This window comes from Kitasatospora sp. NPDC001539, from assembly GCF_040298565.1.
Lineage (GTDB): Bacteria > Actinomycetota > Actinomycetes > Streptomycetales > Streptomycetaceae > Kitasatospora.
This window is the reverse complement of the sequence record NZ_JBEPAK010000143.1, coordinates 1-18,274: the sequence shown is the minus strand read 5'-3', so window position 1 is coordinate 18,274 and position 18,274 is coordinate 1. Positions and strand designations below refer to the sequence as shown.

The following is an 18,274-nucleotide window of genomic DNA, read 5'->3' as shown; positions in this document are numbered from 1 at the left end:
CGCGCCCAGCACCACAACTGGCCACCACCACAACCAGCAACACCAACCGTCACCCCGCGCGACACAACCTAAAGTCACCAGCATTGGGCCTAGCCGGCCGCCGTCCGCAGTCCGCCGAAGAAGGCCCTGATGTCGGCGGCCAGCAGGTCCGGCTGCTCCATCGCCGCGAAGTGGCCGCCCCGGTCCAGCTCCGTCCAGCGCACGATGGTGTTCGTCCGCTCCGCGATGTGCCGCAGGACCAGGAAGTTCTCCGCCGGGAACAGGGCCACGGCGGTAGGGGCGGTCGACGGCTCGGCGGGCCGGCCCCAGTAGTCGGCGTGGGCCCGCTCGTAGTAGAGCCGGGCCGAGGAGCCCGCCGTCCCGGTGAGCCAGTAGAGCATCACGTTGGTGAGCAGGTCGTCCCGGCTGACGGCGTCCTCGGGACGCTCCGCCGAGTCCGTCCACTCCTTGAACTTCTCCGCGATCCAGGCCAGTTGGCCGACCGGCGAGTCGGTGAGGGCGTAGGCGAGGGTCTGCGGCCGGGTGGTCTGGATGTCCGCGTAGCCCTTGCGCTCCCGGTTCCACTCGCGCATCCGCTCCCAGGAGGCCAGCATCCGCGCCCGCTCCGGCGCGGCCAGCGCGGCCAGTTCCTCCTCGGTGGGCTCGGTCTCCGCCGCGGCTCCCGGGACCAGGTTGAGGTGCACCCCGATCACCCGCTCGGGGTGCACCCGGCCGAGCTCCCGCGAGATCGCCGAGCCCCAGTCGCCGCCCTGCACCCCGTACGCGTCGTAGCCCAGCCGCCGCATCAGCTCGGCGAAGGCCGCCGCGACCCGCCGGTACTCCCAGCCGGTCTCCCGGGTGGGCCCGGAGAAGCCGAACCCGGGCAGGCTCGGGATCACCAGGTGGAAGGCGGGCGCCCCCTCCGCGCCGTGCGCCCGGGGGTCGGTGAGCGGCCCGATGAGCTCGGTGAACTCCACGATGGACCCGGGCCAGCCGTGCGACAGCAGCAGCGGCACGGCGTCCGGCTCTGCCGAACGGACGTGCAGGAAGTGGATGTTGGCGCCGTCGATCGTCGTGGTGAACTGCGGCCACCGGTTGAGCCGCTCCTCGGCGGCCCGCCAGTCGTACTCGTGCCGCCAGTACCGCGCCAGTTCCGTCAGGTAGTCGCGCGGGACGCCGTACGCCCAGCCGACGCCCGGCAATTCGTCCGGCCAGCGGGTTCGGTCGAGGCGTTGGCGCAGGTCCTCCAGGTCGCTCTCCGGGACGGCGATGCGGAACGGGTGGATGCCTTCATCGGGCGGCGTCGTCATATCGGCTGATCGTAGTCGCCCGAACACGGTCAAGATCGGCTACGGGCCGGATCCGGCCGCCGCCGGCCCGGCAGGGCGAGGAACGCCAGGCCCCCGGCCAGCACCGCCAGGCCGCACCAGGAGAGCGCGGGCAGCCGCTCACCCAGGGCGGCGACGCCGAGCACGGCCGCCACGGCCGGCTCGGCGAGGGTCAGGGTGGTGGCGGTCCGGGCCGGGGTGCGCCGCAGACCGTGGCCGAACAGGCGGTAGGCGAGGAAGGTGGTGATCACCGCGAGGTGCAGCACGACGCCCGCGCCGCGCACCGAGAGCAGCCAGCCGGTCGGGCCGGCCGCCGGCACCGGCAGCACCAGCAGCGCGGCCGCGCCGAACATCGCACCCATCACCCCGCCGGACGGGTGCCCGGCCGAGATCAGCCGACCGCCGATCAGCGAGTACACCGCGTACGAGAGCCCGGAGAGCGCCGCCAGCAGGACGCCGACCAGGTCCATCGAGGCGCCGCCGCCCGTGAGTTCGGGGCCCAGGACCAGCATTGCGCAGCCCGCCACGGACAGCGCCGTGGCCCCGGCCCAGCGTGCACCTGGCCTCCCCTGCCGGGCGAGCCACCCGAGCAGCCCGGTGAACACCGGCGCGCTCCCCAGCGCGATCACCGTGGCCACCGCAACGCCGGTGCGGGCCGCCGCCGGGTAGAAGCTGAGCGGGTACCCGGTGACCGCGACGGCCCCCAGCACCAGGAGCCACCGTTCGCGCGGAGTGCACCGCCGGGGCAGCCGCCGGGCGGTGCGGTCGGTGAGGAACAGCAGCAGCCCGCCGAGCACCAGGGCGGCGGAGCCGATCCCGGTCGCCGGGGCGGCGGCGGGCGCCAGCGAGGCGGCCGTCCCGGTGGTGCCCCACAGCAGCGCGGAGGCCAGGATCGGCACCGGCCCGTCGAGCAGCCGGGCGCGGCGGGGGGCGGGGGTCAGACGAACGCGCGCAGGCGCGGACAAACGATTCGGCACAGTCGTGAACTTCCGTCGTCGAAGACCGTCAAGGGGAGAGGTTCCGAGAACGGGCGCACGCCACAGGGCCCCTGGGCGGGGCTGCGGGGATCAAGCCACCGGAGAGAGCGCGCCCGGTCAGGCGCCGAGCGGTGGCAGTGCGACGTGCCAGTACGAGTTCACGAGCCCGATGGTACCCGGCCTGCGCGGGAAGTCGACGGGCCCGACTTCCCGCGCAGGTGGGAGGGGTCAGTCGTGCGGGTTGGCCGGGGTGGGGAGGGCGAGTTCGCACCAGGTGGTCTTGCCGATGTAGCCCTCGCCGCGCGGGTGGGCGCCCCAGGAGGTGGCGAGCGCCGCGACGAGTGCGAGGCCCCGGCCGGACTCGTCCTCCGGGGCGGCGTGGCGGAGGGCCGGCAGCTCGGGGTCCGCGTCGGAGACCTCGATGCGGAGCAGCGAGGAGCTGGGGAGGAGGACCCGGACACCGATCATCCGGTCACGCGGGGAGCGGGCGTGGCGGCAGGCGTTGGTGACGAGCTCGCTGAGGAGGATCAACGCGGTCTCGGCGGAGTCGACAGGCACGTCCCACTCGAAGGCCAGCCGGAGGAAGCGGAGGCGGGCACGGCCGGCGCTGCGGGGCAGGCGGGGGAACATCCACTCGACGGCATCGAGGGGCTGAGTGAGCATCGGAGTCCTTGAGGAGGTGTACGGACGGCTTCACTCGGGAGGGGCGAGTTCGGCCATTTCACCCTTCAAGGGTCGGCAGGCGGGCATAGCCTCGGGAGTAACGCCGCTGGTACAACGAGAGCTTGAACCGCCCTGTGACCAGGGCAGGGAGGGGTGTGCGGACCCGTGAGCACGCCGAAGGAAAATCCGATGTCGTGGAAGTACTGCGGCGATCAGCTGAAGCGGTGGCGCGAAAAAGCGGGCGTGACGCGGGAGCAGCTCAGCCGAGCGGCCAGCTACGACGTCGAGAGTGTGCGGTCGATGGAGGCGGGGAGGCGGAAGCCCTCGCTCAAGCTCCTTCAGGTGGCGGATGAGCTGTGCGACGCGAAGGGCATGCTGGTCGGGGCGGTGGATTTTCTGAAGCCCGAGAAGTTCCCGTCCTACTCGCAGGGCTACACCGATGCCGAGAGCACGGCGATCGCGGTCCACACGTACGAAGCCCTACTCATCCCAGGGTTGCTCCAGACCGAGGAGTACGCCAGGGAGTTGATCAGCCATGCCTGCCCACCCCTGGACGACGAGACGGTCGAGGTCCGCGTCGCAGGCCGAATGCAGCGACAGGAGAAGCTGACCAGCTCGCCACCGGTGCTGTTCGGCTTCGTGATCTACGAAGCAGCCCTACACGCAAAGGTCGGCAGCCCAGACCTCATGAAGAGGCAACTCGCGCACATCGTCGAGGTGAGCAAGCTGCGCAACGTCGTAGTTCAGGTGCTCCCCGCAAACCGTGCCGCGTATCCGGCCCTAACCGGCCCCATGATCCTCCTGGAGACCGCCGACCACGAGCAGTTGGCTTACGTGGAAGGACACCGAACCGGCGCACTGCATGCCGATCCCGACAAGGTCAACGTGATCACGCAGCGGCATGGCATGATCCGCATGCAGGCCCTCAGCACCGAGGAGTCCGTAGAGTTCATCAGGAGAATCGCGGAGGAGCTATGAGCGCCGGGGCCGACTGGTTCAAGTCCAGTTACAGCAATGATGAGGGCGGCGCTTGCGTCGAGGTCGCCGTCTCCTGGGCCAAGTCCAGCTACAGCGGGACCGAGGGCGGCGCCTGCGTTGAGGTCGCCGCCTGTCCCGCCGCCGTCCACGTCCGGGACTCCAAGGACAAGGCCGGCCCGACCCTCACCTTCTCCCCCGAGGCCTGGTCCGCCTTCGTCTCGTTCGCGTCCGAAGCTCAAGCCGCGCGAGTCGAGTGACCCCTTAGTGGAACGGTGAGGTAACCACCTTCCAACCACCCCTGCATCCAGTCGATATGACTTATCGTCACGACTTTTCCACAGGCAGTGGCGCCGTGTAGCGTGCGCAGCAACGAAACAACCCCCGCCGGTGTTAGCAGCACCGAACGGGGGTCTGACCGGCACGATCGAACTGGAATCGATCCTGTGGCTACCCACGACTCTACCGCCATGGCCGCCCCCGGGTACGGCAAGCAGTCCGCCCCGGAGCAACTTCCCCGCTCCGCCGCCGACTTCTCCCACCTCCCGGCGCGCGAGGCCTACCTCGCCTCGCTCATCGACCACCTCCCCGACGGCGCCGCGATGGACGTCAAGACCCTCGCCGTCCTCCAGCCCCACTACGGCCAGATGGCCTGCCGTACGGCCCTCAACAACCTCTCCACCGCAGGTCATCTGCGTCGCGTCCGCGAGCGCATCGGCTCCAGGGACTGCCGCTGGGTGTTCCGCACCTACTTCTCCCGCACGCCCCGCTCCGACGCGTGGTGGACCCGGTTCATCACCACGGGCGACGCGGGCGAGGCGTCAACGCCCGGAGCACCCGATCCCCCCAAGGGGCGAACGCTCAACCGCACGTCACCCACCTCGGCGGCCTACGCCGCCCTGGCCGGCCTCGGCCTCGCCGATGCCCGGCTCGCCCTCTCCGCCGCGGACTGCACGGCCCTCGAACCGCTCGCCGCCGAGTGGCTGGCGCGGGGCGCCACCCCGGCCCTCTTCACCGCCGCCCTCACCGCGGGCCTCCCGCCGGAGGGCGTCCACAGCCCGGTGGCCTTCACCCGCCGTCGCCTGCTCGACAAGATGCCCCCGGAGCGGCCCCGGCCGGAGCTCCCCACTACCCGCGTCATCGAGTGCACCGGCTGCCGCACGCCCTGCCGCCCGCACGCCCTGCTGGGCGGGCTCTGCCGTCGCTGCCGGGACGACGGCGCCTGCGGGGCCCCGCCGCCCGACTCCCGGGCGTTGACCGCCGCCGCCGTCCACCGGCACGCCGCCCGCGTCCGGCAGGCGCTGGCAGCGTCGCGGGGATCATGAATATTCACAGGTTGTGGCGTTAACCTATGCAAATTCCAAAGGTGAACTAGGTTACAAACCTTGCAATCCAAGCCAGCCGGTTTGCCCACATGCTGAGATCGTGCGATAGTCGAGGCATCGACTTCGGCGGGCCCGACCTGGCACTGCCGACGCCCATCGCGCGGCACGCACCCCCTTGGCCGGCGCGATGACTTGCAGGGGCCCCCATCCGCCGGACCACGGCGAATCCCGGGGGCCCTGCGCATATCCGGGTCCCTGCGCGCCTCCGCGACCTCTATGCGCCGTCCGGGCCGGACGGCGCGGCCTCAGTTCCGCTCGCGCACCCGCAGCTCGAACCAGACGCCCTTGCCGCGCGGCAGCAGGTCCGCGCCCCACCGGTCGGCCAGGTCGTCGACGATCTTCAGCCCTCGGCCGCCCTCGTTCACCGGCTGGGCCTCGGCCAGGATCATGCACGGCAGGGCGCGCGAGGAGTCGCGGACCTCGATCCTCAGCCAGCCGGGCTTGCGGCTGACGTGGAGGCCGATGGTGCGCCCGGCGGCGTGCCGCACCGCGTTGGACACCAGCTCGCTGGTCAGCAACTCCCCGGCCTCCAGGTGCTGGTGCAGCTCCCAGGACTCCAGCACGTCCAGCACCAGCCGGCGGGCCACCGGGCCCGACTCCGGCCGGGACGGCAACCGCACCTCGTTCGGCGCGGACTGATCGCACAGCCTGCCGGAATACATCTCCTGCAGCTCCTCGGAGCTCAGCCGCTCCAACGCCGAGAGCGCTCCCTGGACGTCGATCCAGGACGCCTCGGCGACCGCGCCGGCCCCGGGAACCGATGACTGATCTGTTTCGCCCCAACCCGCCATGCGGACCATCATTGCGGAACGCAAGCAGCCGCGTACGGACAATGAGCAAACGATCTCGTCCGAGTCGGCATATGCCTGCGGCAGGAAAGCGACGACCCGGGCTTGCGCGCGTCAAGCCCGGGTTGACATCCGAGGGTCGCTACCCGGCGGTCACCACTGGCTCCACGACAGGTTCCAGCCACTCAGCCCGTTCGCCGGGTCGAGCGTCTCCTTCTTGGTGGAGTTCTTCACCACGACCACGTCGCCGACCAGCGAGCCGTCGTAGAACCTGCCCATCGAGGTGCCGTCCCCACCGCCCTTGACGTCCTTCAGGCCCACGCAGCCGTGGCTGACGTTGTCCTCGCCGAAGGCGTCGCTCCAGTAGTTGCCGTGCACGTACGTTCCGCTGGTGGTGAGCCGCATCGAGTGCGGCACCTGCAGGTCGTAGGGCGCGCCGGTCATGCCGGGCAGGGTGCTGGACTGCATCCGCACCGTGCCCTCCTTGGCCATGACCACCATCGTGCCGTTCCAGGTGGGGTGCTCGGGCGAGCCGGAGGTGATGTCGATCTCGCTCGACTGGCCGTCCCGGACCACCGTCATCCGGTGGGCGGCGGCGTCAACCGTCGAAATCTGGGATCGCCCGATCGTGAAGGGCTCGTCCCGGTCGGTGCCGTACACCCCGGGGGCGATCTCGACGTTCTTCAGCCGGTAGTGCACCGTCACCTTGGTGCCCGGCTTCCAGTACTGCTCCGGGCGGAAGTCCAGTCGGCGGTCGTCGAACCAGTGGCCCTTCACCGCCGTGCCGTTGTCGGTCTCGAAGGTGATCCCCTTCGCGACGGCGTCCCTGTTCTTGACGTCCTTGCTGAAGTCCACCGAGACGATCATGCCGACGCCGTAGGTGGCGTTGTCGTCCACGTTGTCGGCGGCCTTGGCCAGCGCCGTCGGGGTCAGCGTGGTGAAGCTGCTGTCCGCCGTGGTGACCGCGCCGCTCGCGTCCGCCGCCATCGCGCTGACCTGGTAGGCGGTGCCCACCGACAGGCCGGCCGACGGGGTCCAGCTGCTGCCGTCCGCGGCGATGGTGCCGGGGACCTCCTTGCCGCTCCGGTCGCTGACCTTCACGGTGGTGAGCCTGCCGCCGCTCGCCCCGATCCTCAGCGCACCCGGCGCCACGTCCACCGCGCCGTCCGCCGGCTCGATGCTCACCTTCGCCGCCGACGCCTTCGGGGCCGAAGTCGTGGGCGCGGCGGCGGGCTTGGAGGCGGCCGCGCCGGCTCCCAGGTCGGCCTTCGCGGCGCTTCCGCCACCGCCACCGCCGCCACCGCCACAGGCCGCGGTCAGCACCATCGCCCCGCCCACCAGTCCGGTGGCCACCACCCTGCGTATCGACCTCAACGTCGACTCCCTCCCTCAGAACTCCCCGTGGACCCGACGCACGCGACGCACCCGGCGGACCGGCCGGCCCGGCCGACCTTCCGACACACCCGGCGCACCGGCGCACCGGCGGACCGGCGGGCCCGACCCGTACACGCACCCGGCCACCGGAAAGGTTGCGCCGTTCGAGGGGCTGTCCGCCCCGGAAACCGGGCGGCCGGAACCCCAACGAGTGAGGATCGGGCCGCCCGGCGTCAAACCTCCCGGCCTACCAGTTGGCCCAGGACACGTTCCAGCCGCCCAGCCCGTTGGAGGGCGAGACGGTCTTCTCCTTGGTGTTCACGATCTTCACCACGTCGCCGACCATCGAGTCGTTGAAGAACTTGCCCGCGACCGAGGCGTCGCTGCCGCCCTTCACGTCCTGCATCGACACGCAGCCGTGGCTCGCGTTGGTCTTGCCGAACGGGTTGGCCCAGTAGTTGCCGTGGACGAAGGTGCCGGAGGTGGTCAGCCGCATGGCGTGCGGCACGTCCTGGATGTCGTACTCGCCGCCGAGACCGACGGTCTGCGAGTTCATCCGGGTGACCTTCTCCTTCTCCATGATCACCATCGTTCCGCCCCAGGACGGCGTGGCGTCCGCGCCCAGGGTGACGGGCACGGTGGTGCTCTTGCCGTCCCGCTCGATGGTCATCTGGTGCGTCTTCGCGTCCGCGGTGGAGATCATCGACCGGCCGACGGTGAACGGCTCGTCCTTGTCGACGTCGCCGTACACGCCCGGCGCGACCTCGACGCTCTTCAGCCGGTACTTGATGGTCACCTTGGTGCCCGGCGCCCAGTACTGCTCGGGGCGGAAGTCCACCCGGCGGTCGCCGAACCAGTGGCCCTTGACCGCCGTGCCGTTGCTGGTCTCGAAGGTGATGCCCTTGAGGACGGCGTCCTTGTTCTTGACGTCCTTCGAGAAGTTCACCGAGACGATCATGCCGACGCCGTAGGTGGCGCCGTCGCTGATGTTGTCGTTGGTGGCGACGGTCTTGCCCGGCGTCAGCGTGGTGAAGGTGGTGGTCGACGCGGACACCAGCCCGGCGTCGTCCTTGGCCTGCGCGTTCACCTTGTAGGCCATGCCGACGGCGAGCGCCCCCGAGGGCTTCCAGCCGGATCCGTCCGGGGTGATCGCACCCTCGACCGGCTTGCCGTTCTTGTCGGTCACCTCGACCGTGGTGAGCTTGCCGTTCGAGACGGAGACCTTCAGGGCGTTCGGTGCGACGTCCTGGGCGCCGTCCTTCGGCTCCACCGCGAGCACGGCCGCCGAGGCCTTCGGCGAGGCCGCGCCGCCCCCGGGGGCAGCCGTCCCGTTCGCGTCCGCCGGCGCCGTCGCGGCGGCATCGGCCGAGCCGCCGCCCTTGTCGTCGTTGCACGCGGCGGTGAGCAGCAGCACCCCGCCCATGACCAACGCCATCGCACCCCTGCGCCCGTAGCGGTAGCCGGTGCGTATCGCGGCGTCGGCCGCCTTACCCGTCTTCACGGAATCTCCCCTCCCGGTATTCACTCTCTTGACGCGCTGAGTGCCCCCAGGAGTTGCACCGGGCGCCGATCTTTCGCGCCGGGGCCCGGCGCGCCGGAGCAGGATAGCTGGGCCGTCTGAGGGAAACCTCGGGGGAGGTGGGTGGAGTCGTGGTGAACCGCCGGTGAAGGCGCCGGGCCGCTCCCGGCCCGCCCGCGGGGGCTACCGCAGGGCGCTCCCGGCCACCCACTGGTCCCAGGGCACGTTCCAGTCGCCCAGCCCGTTGGACGGCGGCACGAAGTCCCCGGCCGAGGCCCGCACCTCCAGCACGTCCCCCGGGATGGTGTGCTCGAACAGCCAGCCCGCCGGGGAGTCCTTGCTCGCACCGCCCTTGACGTCGGCCAGGCCGATGCAGCCGTGGCTGGTGTTGGCGGTGCCGAACACCCCCGGGTCCGCCCAGTAGTTGCCGTGCACGAAGGTGCCGGAGGCGGTCAGCCGCATCGCGTGCGGCACGTCCTTGATGTCGTACTCGTCGCCCATCCCGACCGTCTGGGAGTTCATCCGGGTCACCCGGTACTTCTCCGACACCACCAGCACCCCCCGGTAGGTGGGGTGCTCGGGGCTGCCGCCGGACACCTTGAGCACCTTGAGCATCTTGCCTCCGGGGCCGGCCCGGACCGTCAGGGTGTGCGCGTCCAGGTCGACGGTGGAGACCTGGGCCCGGCCGACCGTGAAGTGCAGGTCCCGGTTCTGGGTGCCGAACCCGCCCGGCGCGCCCTGCACGTCCTTGAGCCGCAGCGCCACCGTGACCTTGGTGCCGGCCGCCCAGTACCGCTGCGGCCGGACGTCCAGCCGCTGGTCGCCGAACCAGTGCGCGGCCACCGGCACCGGCGGGTCGGCGCTCACCCGCACGGCCCGCTCCACCGCGGCCCGGTCGGTGATCGGACGGCTGAAGCGCAGCGAGACCGGCATCCCGACGCCGACGGTGGAGCCGTCCTCGGGGGTGAAGAACGCGACGAAGGTGTGCGCCCGGGCCACCGTCGAGAAGGCCGAGTGCTGGGCGGCCCGCTGGCCCTGGTCGTCCTCGGCGACCGCGTCCAGCGTGAAGGCGGTGCCCAGCGGCAGCGGGCCGTCCGGGGTCCAGGCCGCCCCGTCCGGGCTGATCGTGCCGGGCAGCTCGGTGCCCCTGGCGTCGGCCAGCCGGACGGACACCAGCCGGCCCTGGGCGGCGGTCACCCGCACCGGCCCCTCCGGCGGCACGTCCTGCGCGCCGTCCGCGGGCAGCGCGGTCAGCACCGCCCGGGACGGCGGCGGGGGCGGGGCGGGCGACGCCCCCGGCACGGCCGCGTCCCCGTCCGGGCCACCCGGCGGGCCGCCGCCGGCGCACCCCGCGAGCACCGCGAGGCACCAGCCCGCCACCACCGCGCGCCGCGCCCACATCCCGACCCGGCGCAGCATCCGGGGGCCTCCCACCGCTCGGTCCCACGCCTTGGGCGTCCGACGCCGGGAACAACGACCCCGAGCGCCCCCCGGACACGGACCCCCACCCGCCATCCGCCGGTAAGCCCCCGTTCAGCGGCTTCCTCCCCGCCCAATCCGGGAAGGACAAAGTGAACGGGGTCCGGGACACCCCGTTCAGGGAGGGTACGGCCATGGCGTCAGGGCAGGAGCTGGAAGCCGGGGTACGGCCGGGCGGCGGCCCGCACCCCGCCGAGCCACCGTGGCCCGGCAGCTGGCAGCCGCTGGGCGCCCGCTTCCGGACCGACCAGGTCGGCGGCGAGGGCACCAACTTCGCGCTCTGGGCGGCCGGCGCCGAGGCCGTCGACCTGTGCCTGTTCGACGAGGACGGCCGGGAGAGCCGGCACCGCCTGACCGAGCAGGACTTCCAGATCTGGCACGGCTTCCTGCCCGGTGTGCGGCCCGGCGCCCGCTACGGCTTCCGGGTGCACGGCCGCTGGGACCCGTGGACGGGCGCGCGCTGGAACCCGGCGAAGCTGCTGCTCGACCCGTACGCCCGGGCCGTCGACGGCTGCTACACCTCCCACGACGCCGTCTGCTCCGCCGTCCGCAACTGGCCGGAGAGCGACGTCGCCGACACCGTCCGGGACAACCGCGACTCCGCCCCCTACGTCCCCAGATCCGTGGTCGTCCACGACGACGACGACTGGTACGACGACCACCGCCCGAAGACCCCGTGGGCCGAGACGGTGCTCTACGAACTCCACGTCCGCGGCTTCACGATGCGCCACCCCGACGTCCCGCCCCACCTGCGCGGCACCTACGCCGGCCTGGCCCACCCCGCCGCCGTCGACCACCTCACCCGGCTCGGCGTCACCGCCGTCGAACTGCTGCCGGTGCACCAGTACGCCAGCGAGGACCACCTCCAGGCCCGCGGCCTGGTCAACTACTGGGGCTACAACACGATCGGCTACTTCGCCCCGCACGCCGGCTACTCCGCCTCCGGCTCGCGCGGCGGCCAGGTCGGCGAGTTCAAGCGGATGGTCCGCGCCCTGCACGCCGCCGGCATCGAGGTGATCCTCGACGTGGTGTTCAACCACACCGCCGAGGGCGCCGAACTCGGCCCGACGCTCTCCCTGCGCGGCATCGACAACGCCGCCTACTACCGCCTCGCCCCGCACCGCCCGCGCGGCTACGCCGACTTCACCGGCTGCGGCAACACCCTGGACACCCGCCGCCCCCAGGTGATCCGCCTGATCACCGACTCGCTGCGCTACTGGGTCACCGAGATGGGCGTGGACGGCTTCCGCTTCGACCTCGCCGCCGCCCTGGCCCGGGGCACCGACGGCGTCGACATGGAGCACCCCTTCCTCGCCGCCGTCTCCCAGGACCCGCTGCTCAGCCGGGTGAAGCTGATCGCCGAGCCCTGGGACGTCGGCCCGGGCGGCTACCAGGTCGGCGGCTTCCCCCCGCTGTGGGCCGAGTGGAACGACAAGTACCGCGACACCGTCCGGGACTTCTGGCGCGGCGCCCGCCCGGACGTGCGCGAGCTCGGCTACCGCCTCTCCGGCTCCTCCGACCTCTACCAGCGCGGCGGCCGGCGCCCGTACGCCTCCGTCAACTTCATCACCGCGCACGACGGTTTCACCCTGCGGGACCTCGTCTCCTACGACCGCAAGCACAACGAGGCCAACGGCGAGGCCAACCGGGACGGCACCGACGACAACCGCTCCTGGAACCACGGCACCGAGGGGGAGACCGACGACCCCGAGGTGAACGCGCTGCGGCTGCGCCAGCTGCGCAACCTGATGGCCACCCTGCTGCTCTCCACCGGTGTCCCGATGATCACCGCCGGGGACGAGTTCGGCCGCACCCAGGGCGGCAACAACAACGCCTACTGCCAGGACGGCGAGACCAGTTGGCTCGACTGGTCACTGCTGGAGCAGCCCGGCTGGCGCGGGCTGTGCGAGCTGACGGCCCGGCTGGTCCGGTTGCGCCGGGCCCACCCGGTGCTGCGCCAGCGGGCGTTCTTCTCCGGCCGGGCGCCCGCCCCCGGCGGCCAGCCGGACCTCGCCTGGTTCACCCCGCTGGGCAAGGAGATGACCGAGGCGGACTGGTTCGCCCCCACCGCCTGTCTCGGCATGCTGCTCTCCGGCAGCGCGATGTCCGAACGGGACCAGACCGGGCTGCCGTCGTGGGACGACAGCTTCCTGCTGCTGCTCAACGCGGGCCGTGAACCGGTGGTGTTCACCCTGCCCGGCGAGCCCTGGGCGGCGCCGGAGGCCGCGTACGAGACGGTGGTGGACACCGCCGCCGCGGGCACGGGGGACCCGCACCCGCGGGGCGCGGTGGTGCTGGGCGGGCGCTCCCTGCAACTGCTGCGCGCGCCCGCCCGGGCGCCCCTGGATCAGCCGAGGGCGTGACCGAGCTCGACGTTCTCCAGGACGCCGATCGCGTCCGGCACCAGCACTGCCGCCGAGTAGTAGGCGCTGACCAGGTAGGACGCGACCGCCTTCTCGTCGATCCCCATGAAGCGCACGTTCAGGCCGGGTTCGACCTCGTCCGGGATGCCGACCTGGGTGAGGCCGACCACGCCCTGGTTGTCCTCGCCGACCCGCATCGCGATGAAGGAGGTGGTCTGGTCCTCCGTCACCGGGATCTTGTTGCACGGGAGGATCGGCACCCCGCGCCAGACCGGCCGCCGACTGCCGAGGACGTCCACCGTGCCGGGGTACACACCGCGCCGGTTGCACTCCCGCTCGAAGGCCGCGATCGCCCGCGGGTGGGCGAACAGGTAGTCGGTGTCCCGGCGCATGCTGAGCAGTTCGTCCAGGTCGTCCGGCGCGGGCGCGCCGGAGTGGGTCTGGATCCGCTGGTCGAAGTCGGTGTTGGCGAGCAGGCCGAACTCCGGGTTGTTGATCAGCTCGTGCTCCTGCCGCTCCCGCAGCGCCTGAACGGTCAGCCGCAGCTGCTCCTCGGTCTGGTTCATCGGCTTGTTGTAGAGGTCCGCCACGCGGGTGTGCACCTTGAGGACGGTCTGCGCCACGCTCAGCTCGTACTCGCGCGGCGCCGGCTCGTAGTCCACGAAGGCGGTGGGCAGTTCGTACTCGCCCTCGTGCCCGGCCGAGAGGTCGATCTCCGCCTCGCCGTGCGCGTTCTGCGCCTGGGCGGCGTCGGCGGCGAAGCCCAGCAGCTGCTCGCGCAGCGCCTCCGAGCGGCCGATCACCTCCTGCAGCACCGGCCAGGACAGCGCCATCGCGACCCCGGGGGTGGCCGCCTTCACGGTGTACGGCCAGCTGCCGCCGCCCTCGGTGATCACCTCGTCGCCGAGGTGGTCCCCGTCCGCGAGCGAGCCCAGGACGGCCTGCTCGCCGTACTTGCCGGTGCCGATCCGGTCGACCTTGCCGTGCGCGATCAGGAACACCTCCTCGATCGGCGCGCCCTCCTCCACCAGGACCTCACCGGCGGCGAAGTCCCGCTGGGTGAAGCGGCGGGCCAGCTCGGCCAGCACCTCCTGGTCGTCGAAGCCGCGCAGCGCCGGCACCTCGGCCAGCGAGGGCGCGACCACGGCCACCGCGGCGCCGGTCTTGGTGAAGCTCACCCGGCCGCGCCCGGTGGCGTAGCTCAGGCGGCGGTTCACCCGGTAGGTGCCCGCGCTGACCTGCACCCACGGCAGCAGCCTGAGCAGCCAGCGGGAGGTGATCTCCTGCATCTGGGGCTTCGACTTGGTCGTCGTCGCCAGGTTCCGTGCGGCGGCCGTGCTGAGGCTCAGCTGGGTCCGCACCTGCAGCACCGCGCCCCCGGCAGCACCGGGCTCGATGTCGACCGACATGACGTATCTCCCATCGCTTCACAACGGTTACGAACCGTCAGGAGATGTAATCGGACAGCGACAAGGCGCGCGCAAGAGGCGCTCGACGCATTCGTCCCTGCACGAACGGACGCGCGCGCCCCACCCGTCACTCCCGCCTCACCCGTCCGGGTGGCCGGTTCTCACCGGGCGGCGCCGACAGGGGCGAAAAACCGGATGAGAAATGACGGGTCCTCCGCCTACCCTCACCGCGATGGCCGAGAACAGACAAGACGACGCCCCCGCGGCCGGGAGCCACCGCTCCACGGTCCGCTCCCTGTTGCGCCTGTGGCCCTACGCCCGGGCCGTCCGCGGCCGGCTCGCCGTCTCGGTGTCGGCCGCCTCGCTCGCCATGCTCAGCACCCTCGCCGTCCCGGTGGTGCTCGGCCGGATCGTCGACGGACCGCTCGCCGAGCACGACCTCGCGGGCCTCTGGGCGCCGGTCGGCCTGCTGCTGCTCCTCGGCATGGTCGAGGCCGCCCTCTTCTACACCCGCCGGGTGGTCCTCTCCCGGCCACTGGGCCGGCTGGAGGCGGCCATGCGCCGGGACCTCTACGCCAAGCTCCAGCGGCTGCCGGTCTCCTTCCACGACCGGTGGGGCTCCGGGCAGCTGCTCTCCCGGGCCACCACCGACCTGGGCGCCATCCGGCTCTTCCTGGCCTTCCCCCTGGTGTTCCTGGTCGTCAACTCGGTGACGTTCCTGGCCGGCACCGCGGTGATGTTCACCCAGGACTGGCGGCTCGCCCTGATCGTCCTGCTGCCCTCCGTACCGCTGTTCGTGCTCACCCGGCGCTTCGAGTCCGGCTACTCGGGCGCCGCCCGGCTGGCCCAGGACCAGAACGGCGACCTCGCCACCGTGGTCGAGGAATCCATTCTCGGCATCCGCATCCTCAAGGCCTTCGGCCGCCACCGCTCGATGGCCGAGCACTTCCGCGAGCAGTCCCACCGGCTGCGCCGCACCGAACTGCGCAAGGCCCACCTGCTCGCCAACCTGTGGGCGGTCATCGTCGGGCTGCCGGAGATCGCCCTCGGCTGCGCCCTGGCCCTCGGCGCCTACCTCGTCGCCCACGACCAGCTGAGCGCCGGCACCCTGGTCGCCTTCCTCTCCACCGCGCTCGCGCTGCGCTGGCCGGTCGAGTCGCTGGGCTGGCTGCTCGCCTACGCCAACGAGGCCGCCACCGCCACCGACCGCTTCTTCGAGGTCCTGGACGAACCCGAGGCCGAGGACGCGGGCACCGCCACCGACCTCGGCGCCCCCGACGGCATCCGCTTCACCGGCGTCCGCTTCCGCTACCCCGACGCCCCGGACGACAGCCCCGACCTGCTGGCCGGCATCGACCTCCACGTCCGCAGCGGCGAGACGATGGCCCTGGTCGGCGCCACCGGCAGCGGCAAGACCACCCTCACCGCGCTGCTGCCCCGGCTGTACGAGGCCACCGCGGGGAGCATCACCCTGGACGGCCGGGACATCCGCGAGCTGCCCCGGGAGAGGCTGCGCGAGCTGGTCGCGGTCGCCTTCGAGGAGCCCACCCTGTTCTCCGCCACCGTCCGGGAGAACGTTTTGATGGGCGCCCCCGGCGCGGACGACCGGCAGTTGCGCTCCGCCCTCGCCACCGCCCAGGCCGGCTTCGTCGACAAACTCCCGGCCGGAGCCGGGACGGAGGTCGGCGAGCAGGGTCTGAGCCTCTCCGGCGGCCAGCGCCAGCGCCTCGCCCTGGCCCGCGCGGTGGTCGGCGACCCGGCCTTCCTGGTGCTGGACGACCCGCTCTCCGCCCTCGACGTGCACACCGAGGCCCTGGTGGAGCGCGCGCTGCGCGAGGTGCTCGGCTCCACCACCGCCCTGGTCGTCGCCCACCGGCCGTCCACCGTGCTGCTCGCCGACCGGGTCGCGGTGCTCGCGAACGGCCGGATCGAGGCCGTCGGGACCCACCGGGAACTGCTGCGCGACTGCCCGCACTACCGCGAACTGATGTCCGGCGACGCCGCCGCGCGCCCTGACGGCCCCGTCGCCCCGGAGAGGGAACGCGTCCGATGAGCACCACCGCCCAGACCCCCCAGACCGCCCAGACCCCCCAGACCCCCGAGACCGCCGGGACCGACGAGACCGCCCGAGCCGGTCGGAGCGAGCCGGTCGAGGAGGAGCTGCCGCCGCCCGCGGCCGACGAGGAGGACATCCCCGTCCCGCCCGGCGCACCCCGGGCGCTGCTGCGCTCGCTGCTCGGCCCGCACCGGGCCCGGATCACCGTCGCGATGCTGGTGATCCTGCTCCAGCAGGCGGCGCTGCAGTCCGGCCCGCTGCTGGTCGCCGTGGCGATGGACCGCGCCGTCCCGGCGCTGCGCGCGCACGACTCCGGCCCGCTGGTCGCGGTGGTCGCCGGGTACCTGTTCTGCGCCCTGCTCAGCCCGCTGCTGCAGTGGGCGTTCATCAAGATCAGCGCCCGGGTCAACCAGGACGTCCTGCTGGACCTGCGCGGCCGGATCTTCCGGCACGCCCAGCGGCTCAGCCTCGACTTCCACGAGCGCTACACCTCGGGCCGGATCATCTCCCGCGCCACCAGCGACCTCGACGCGCTGCGCGAGCTGCTCTCCGAGGGCCTCCAGGAGCTGCTGACCGTCTTCCTGTCGGTCTGCTACATCTCCGTGCTGCTGCTGGTGCTGGACTGGCGGCTGGGCCTGGCCTCGCTGCTCTCCGTCCTGCCGCTGGCCCTGATCGCCCACTCCTTCCGCACCCGCTCGCGCCGGGTCTACCGCCGCTCCCGGACCGCCGCCGCCTCGATGATCGTGCGCTTCACCGAGACGCTGAACGGCATCCGGCCGGTGCAGGCCTTCCGTCGCGAGCGGAGCAACGACGCCGCCTTCGCGGTGGTCAACTCCCAGTCGTCGACGGCCAACGCGGAGGGCTTCCTGGAGCTCGCCCGCTACGTCGGCCTCTCCCGCGCCACCGCCAACCTCTGGACCACCGGCATCCTGCTGCTCGGCGCCTACCTGGTGGTGGACGACGCGCTGGAGCTCGGCGTGCTCACCGCCTTCGTGCTCTACCTGCGCCGGCTCTTCGACCCGATCGACCAGCTGGCGATGTTCCTGAACAGCTACCAGGCCGCCGCCGCGGCGCTGGAGAAGATCGCCGGGCTGCTGGCCCACGAGCCGACGGTCGCCGAGCCGACCGAGCCGAAGCAGCTGCCGCCGTCCTCCGGCAAGGGCCGCGAGGTCGCCTTCGAGCGGACCCGCTTCGCCTACCGCACCGGCAAGGAGGTGCTGCCGCCCTTCGACCTGCTGATCCCGGCCGGGCAGACCGTCGCGGTGGTCGGCGCCACCGGTGCGGGCAAGTCGACGGTCGCCAAGCTGCTGGCCCGCTTCTACGACCCGACCGACGGGCGGATCCGGCTCGACGGGGTGGACCTGCGCGACCTCGCCACCCCCGAGCTGCGCCGCGGCGTGGTGATGGTGACCCAGGAGTCCTTCCTGTTCTCCGGCACCGTCGCCGACAACATCGCGATCGGCCGCCCCGGTGCCACCCGCGCGGAGGTCGAGCAGGCCGCCCGGGACATCGGCGCGTACGAGTTCGTCACCGCGCTCCCGGACGGCTTCGACACCGACGTCCGCAAGCGCGGCGGCCGGATCTCGGCCGGCCAGCGCCAGCTGGTCGCCTTCGCCCGCGCGCTGCTCGCCGACCCGGCCGTGCTGATCCTGGACGAGGCCACCAGCTCACTGGACGTGCCCGGCGAGCAGGCCGTCCAGCGGGCGATGCGCACCGTGCTGGCCGGCCGGACGGCGGTGATCATCGCGCACCGGCTGTCCACGGTGGAGATCGCCGACCGCGTCCTGGTGATGGACCAGGGCCGGATCGTCGAGGACGACTCCCCGCAGGAGCTGATCGCCGGTTCCGGACGGTTCGCCACCCTGCACCGCGCCTGGCGGGACAGCCTGGTCTAGGTACCGGCCGGTCTCGAACGCCCGGCTCCGAGCGCCCGTCCGCGGGCCACAGCCGTGCCCGGCCGGGTGCGCCGTCACGCACCC

General features: G+C 72.3%; 14 protein-coding genes. 6 read left to right on the top strand and 8 right to left on the bottom strand.

The window, feature by feature from the left end; translation table 11 throughout:
• Nucleotides 1-89: 89 nt before the first annotated feature.
• The 3 genes from ABT247_RS21670 to ABT247_RS21660 form a co-directional block, all read right to left on the bottom strand.
• Complete coding sequence (locus tag ABT247_RS21670; RefSeq protein ID WP_350744565.1) at nucleotides 90-1,289, bottom strand: epoxide hydrolase family protein; 1,200 nt, start codon at nucleotides 1,287-1,289, stop codon at nucleotides 90-92.
• Nucleotides 1,290-1,318: 29 nt separating this feature from the next.
• Nucleotides 1,319-2,284, bottom strand: coding sequence for a DMT family transporter (locus tag ABT247_RS21665; protein ID WP_350744563.1), 966 nt, complete (start codon nucleotides 2,282-2,284; stop codon nucleotides 1,319-1,321).
• Between the two features lie 228 nt (nucleotides 2,285-2,512).
• Complete coding sequence (locus ABT247_RS21660; RefSeq protein ID WP_350744561.1) at nucleotides 2,513-2,947, bottom strand: ATP-binding protein; 435 nt, start codon at nucleotides 2,945-2,947, stop codon at nucleotides 2,513-2,515.
• Between the two features lie 165 nt (nucleotides 2,948-3,112).
• Here ABT247_RS21660 and ABT247_RS21655 point away from each other — a divergent pair, with 165 nt between their 5' ends.
• From ABT247_RS21655 to ABT247_RS21645, 3 genes are all read left to right on the top strand, one after another.
• Complete coding sequence (locus ABT247_RS21655; protein WP_350744559.1) at nucleotides 3,113-3,925, top strand: helix-turn-helix domain-containing protein; 813 nt, start codon at nucleotides 3,113-3,115, stop codon at nucleotides 3,923-3,925.
• Nucleotides 3,922-4,182, top strand: coding sequence for a DUF397 domain-containing protein (locus ABT247_RS21650; RefSeq protein WP_350744557.1), 261 nt, complete (start codon nucleotides 3,922-3,924; stop codon nucleotides 4,180-4,182). The genes ABT247_RS21655 and ABT247_RS21650 overlap by 4 nt, the downstream gene beginning before the upstream one ends.
• A 210-nt stretch (nucleotides 4,183-4,392) precedes the next feature.
• On the top strand, nucleotides 4,393-5,247 hold the full coding sequence (locus ABT247_RS21645) for a hypothetical protein (RefSeq protein WP_350744555.1): 855 nt from the start codon (nucleotides 4,393-4,395) through the stop codon (nucleotides 5,245-5,247).
• Between the two features lie 305 nt (nucleotides 5,248-5,552).
• Here the strand turns inward: ABT247_RS21645 and ABT247_RS21640 are convergent, their stop codons facing one another.
• The 4 genes from ABT247_RS21640 to ABT247_RS21625 all read right to left on the bottom strand — a co-directional run bounded on the left by ABT247_RS21640 (nucleotide 5,553) and on the right by ABT247_RS21625 (nucleotide 10,407).
• Nucleotides 5,553-6,098, bottom strand: coding sequence for an ATP-binding protein (locus ABT247_RS21640; protein ID WP_350744553.1), 546 nt, complete (start codon nucleotides 6,096-6,098; stop codon nucleotides 5,553-5,555).
• A gap of 150 nt (nucleotides 6,099-6,248) precedes the next feature.
• On the bottom strand, nucleotides 6,249-7,469 hold the full coding sequence (locus tag ABT247_RS21635; RefSeq protein ID WP_350744551.1) for a L,D-transpeptidase: 1,221 nt from the start codon (nucleotides 7,467-7,469) through the stop codon (nucleotides 6,249-6,251).
• Nucleotides 7,470-7,716: 247 nt separating this feature from the next.
• The gene (locus ABT247_RS21630) at nucleotides 7,717-8,970 is read right to left on the bottom strand and encodes a L,D-transpeptidase (RefSeq protein ID WP_350744549.1); all 1,254 of its coding nucleotides are present in this window, start codon (nucleotides 8,968-8,970) and stop codon (nucleotides 7,717-7,719) included.
• A gap of 201 nt (nucleotides 8,971-9,171) precedes the next feature.
• On the bottom strand, nucleotides 9,172-10,407 hold the full coding sequence (locus ABT247_RS21625) for a L,D-transpeptidase (protein ID WP_350744547.1): 1,236 nt from the start codon (nucleotides 10,405-10,407) through the stop codon (nucleotides 9,172-9,174).
• Between the two features lie 194 nt (nucleotides 10,408-10,601).
• On the opposite strand from ABT247_RS21625, the gene glgX reads away from it, so the two are divergent.
• Nucleotides 10,602-12,830: a glycogen debranching protein GlgX gene (gene glgX / locus ABT247_RS21620; protein WP_350744546.1), complete on the top strand. Its 2,229-nt coding sequence runs from the start codon at nucleotides 10,602-10,604 to the stop codon at nucleotides 12,828-12,830.
• Here glgX and ABT247_RS21615 read toward each other — a convergent pair.
• Complete coding sequence (locus ABT247_RS21615; protein WP_350744544.1) at nucleotides 12,815-14,239, bottom strand: family 2B encapsulin nanocompartment shell protein; 1,425 nt, start codon at nucleotides 14,237-14,239, stop codon at nucleotides 12,815-12,817. The two genes, glgX and ABT247_RS21615, sit on opposite strands and share 16 nt — an antisense overlap.
• 232 nt (nucleotides 14,240-14,471) lie before the next feature.
• Here ABT247_RS21615 and ABT247_RS21610 point away from each other — a divergent pair, with 232 nt between their 5' ends.
• Together ABT247_RS21610 and ABT247_RS21605 are read left to right on the top strand one after the other, a co-directional pair.
• On the top strand, nucleotides 14,472-16,292 hold the full coding sequence (locus ABT247_RS21610; RefSeq protein WP_350744542.1) for an ABC transporter ATP-binding protein: 1,821 nt from the start codon (nucleotides 14,472-14,474) through the stop codon (nucleotides 16,290-16,292).
• Nucleotides 16,289-18,190 carry an ABC transporter ATP-binding protein gene (locus tag ABT247_RS21605; RefSeq protein WP_350744540.1) on the top strand — a complete coding sequence of 634 codons (1,902 nt, stop codon included), beginning with the start codon at nucleotides 16,289-16,291 and terminating at the stop codon, nucleotides 18,188-18,190. Before ABT247_RS21610 ends, ABT247_RS21605 begins: the two co-directional genes overlap by 4 nt.
• Nucleotides 18,191-18,274 lie beyond the last annotated feature (84 nt).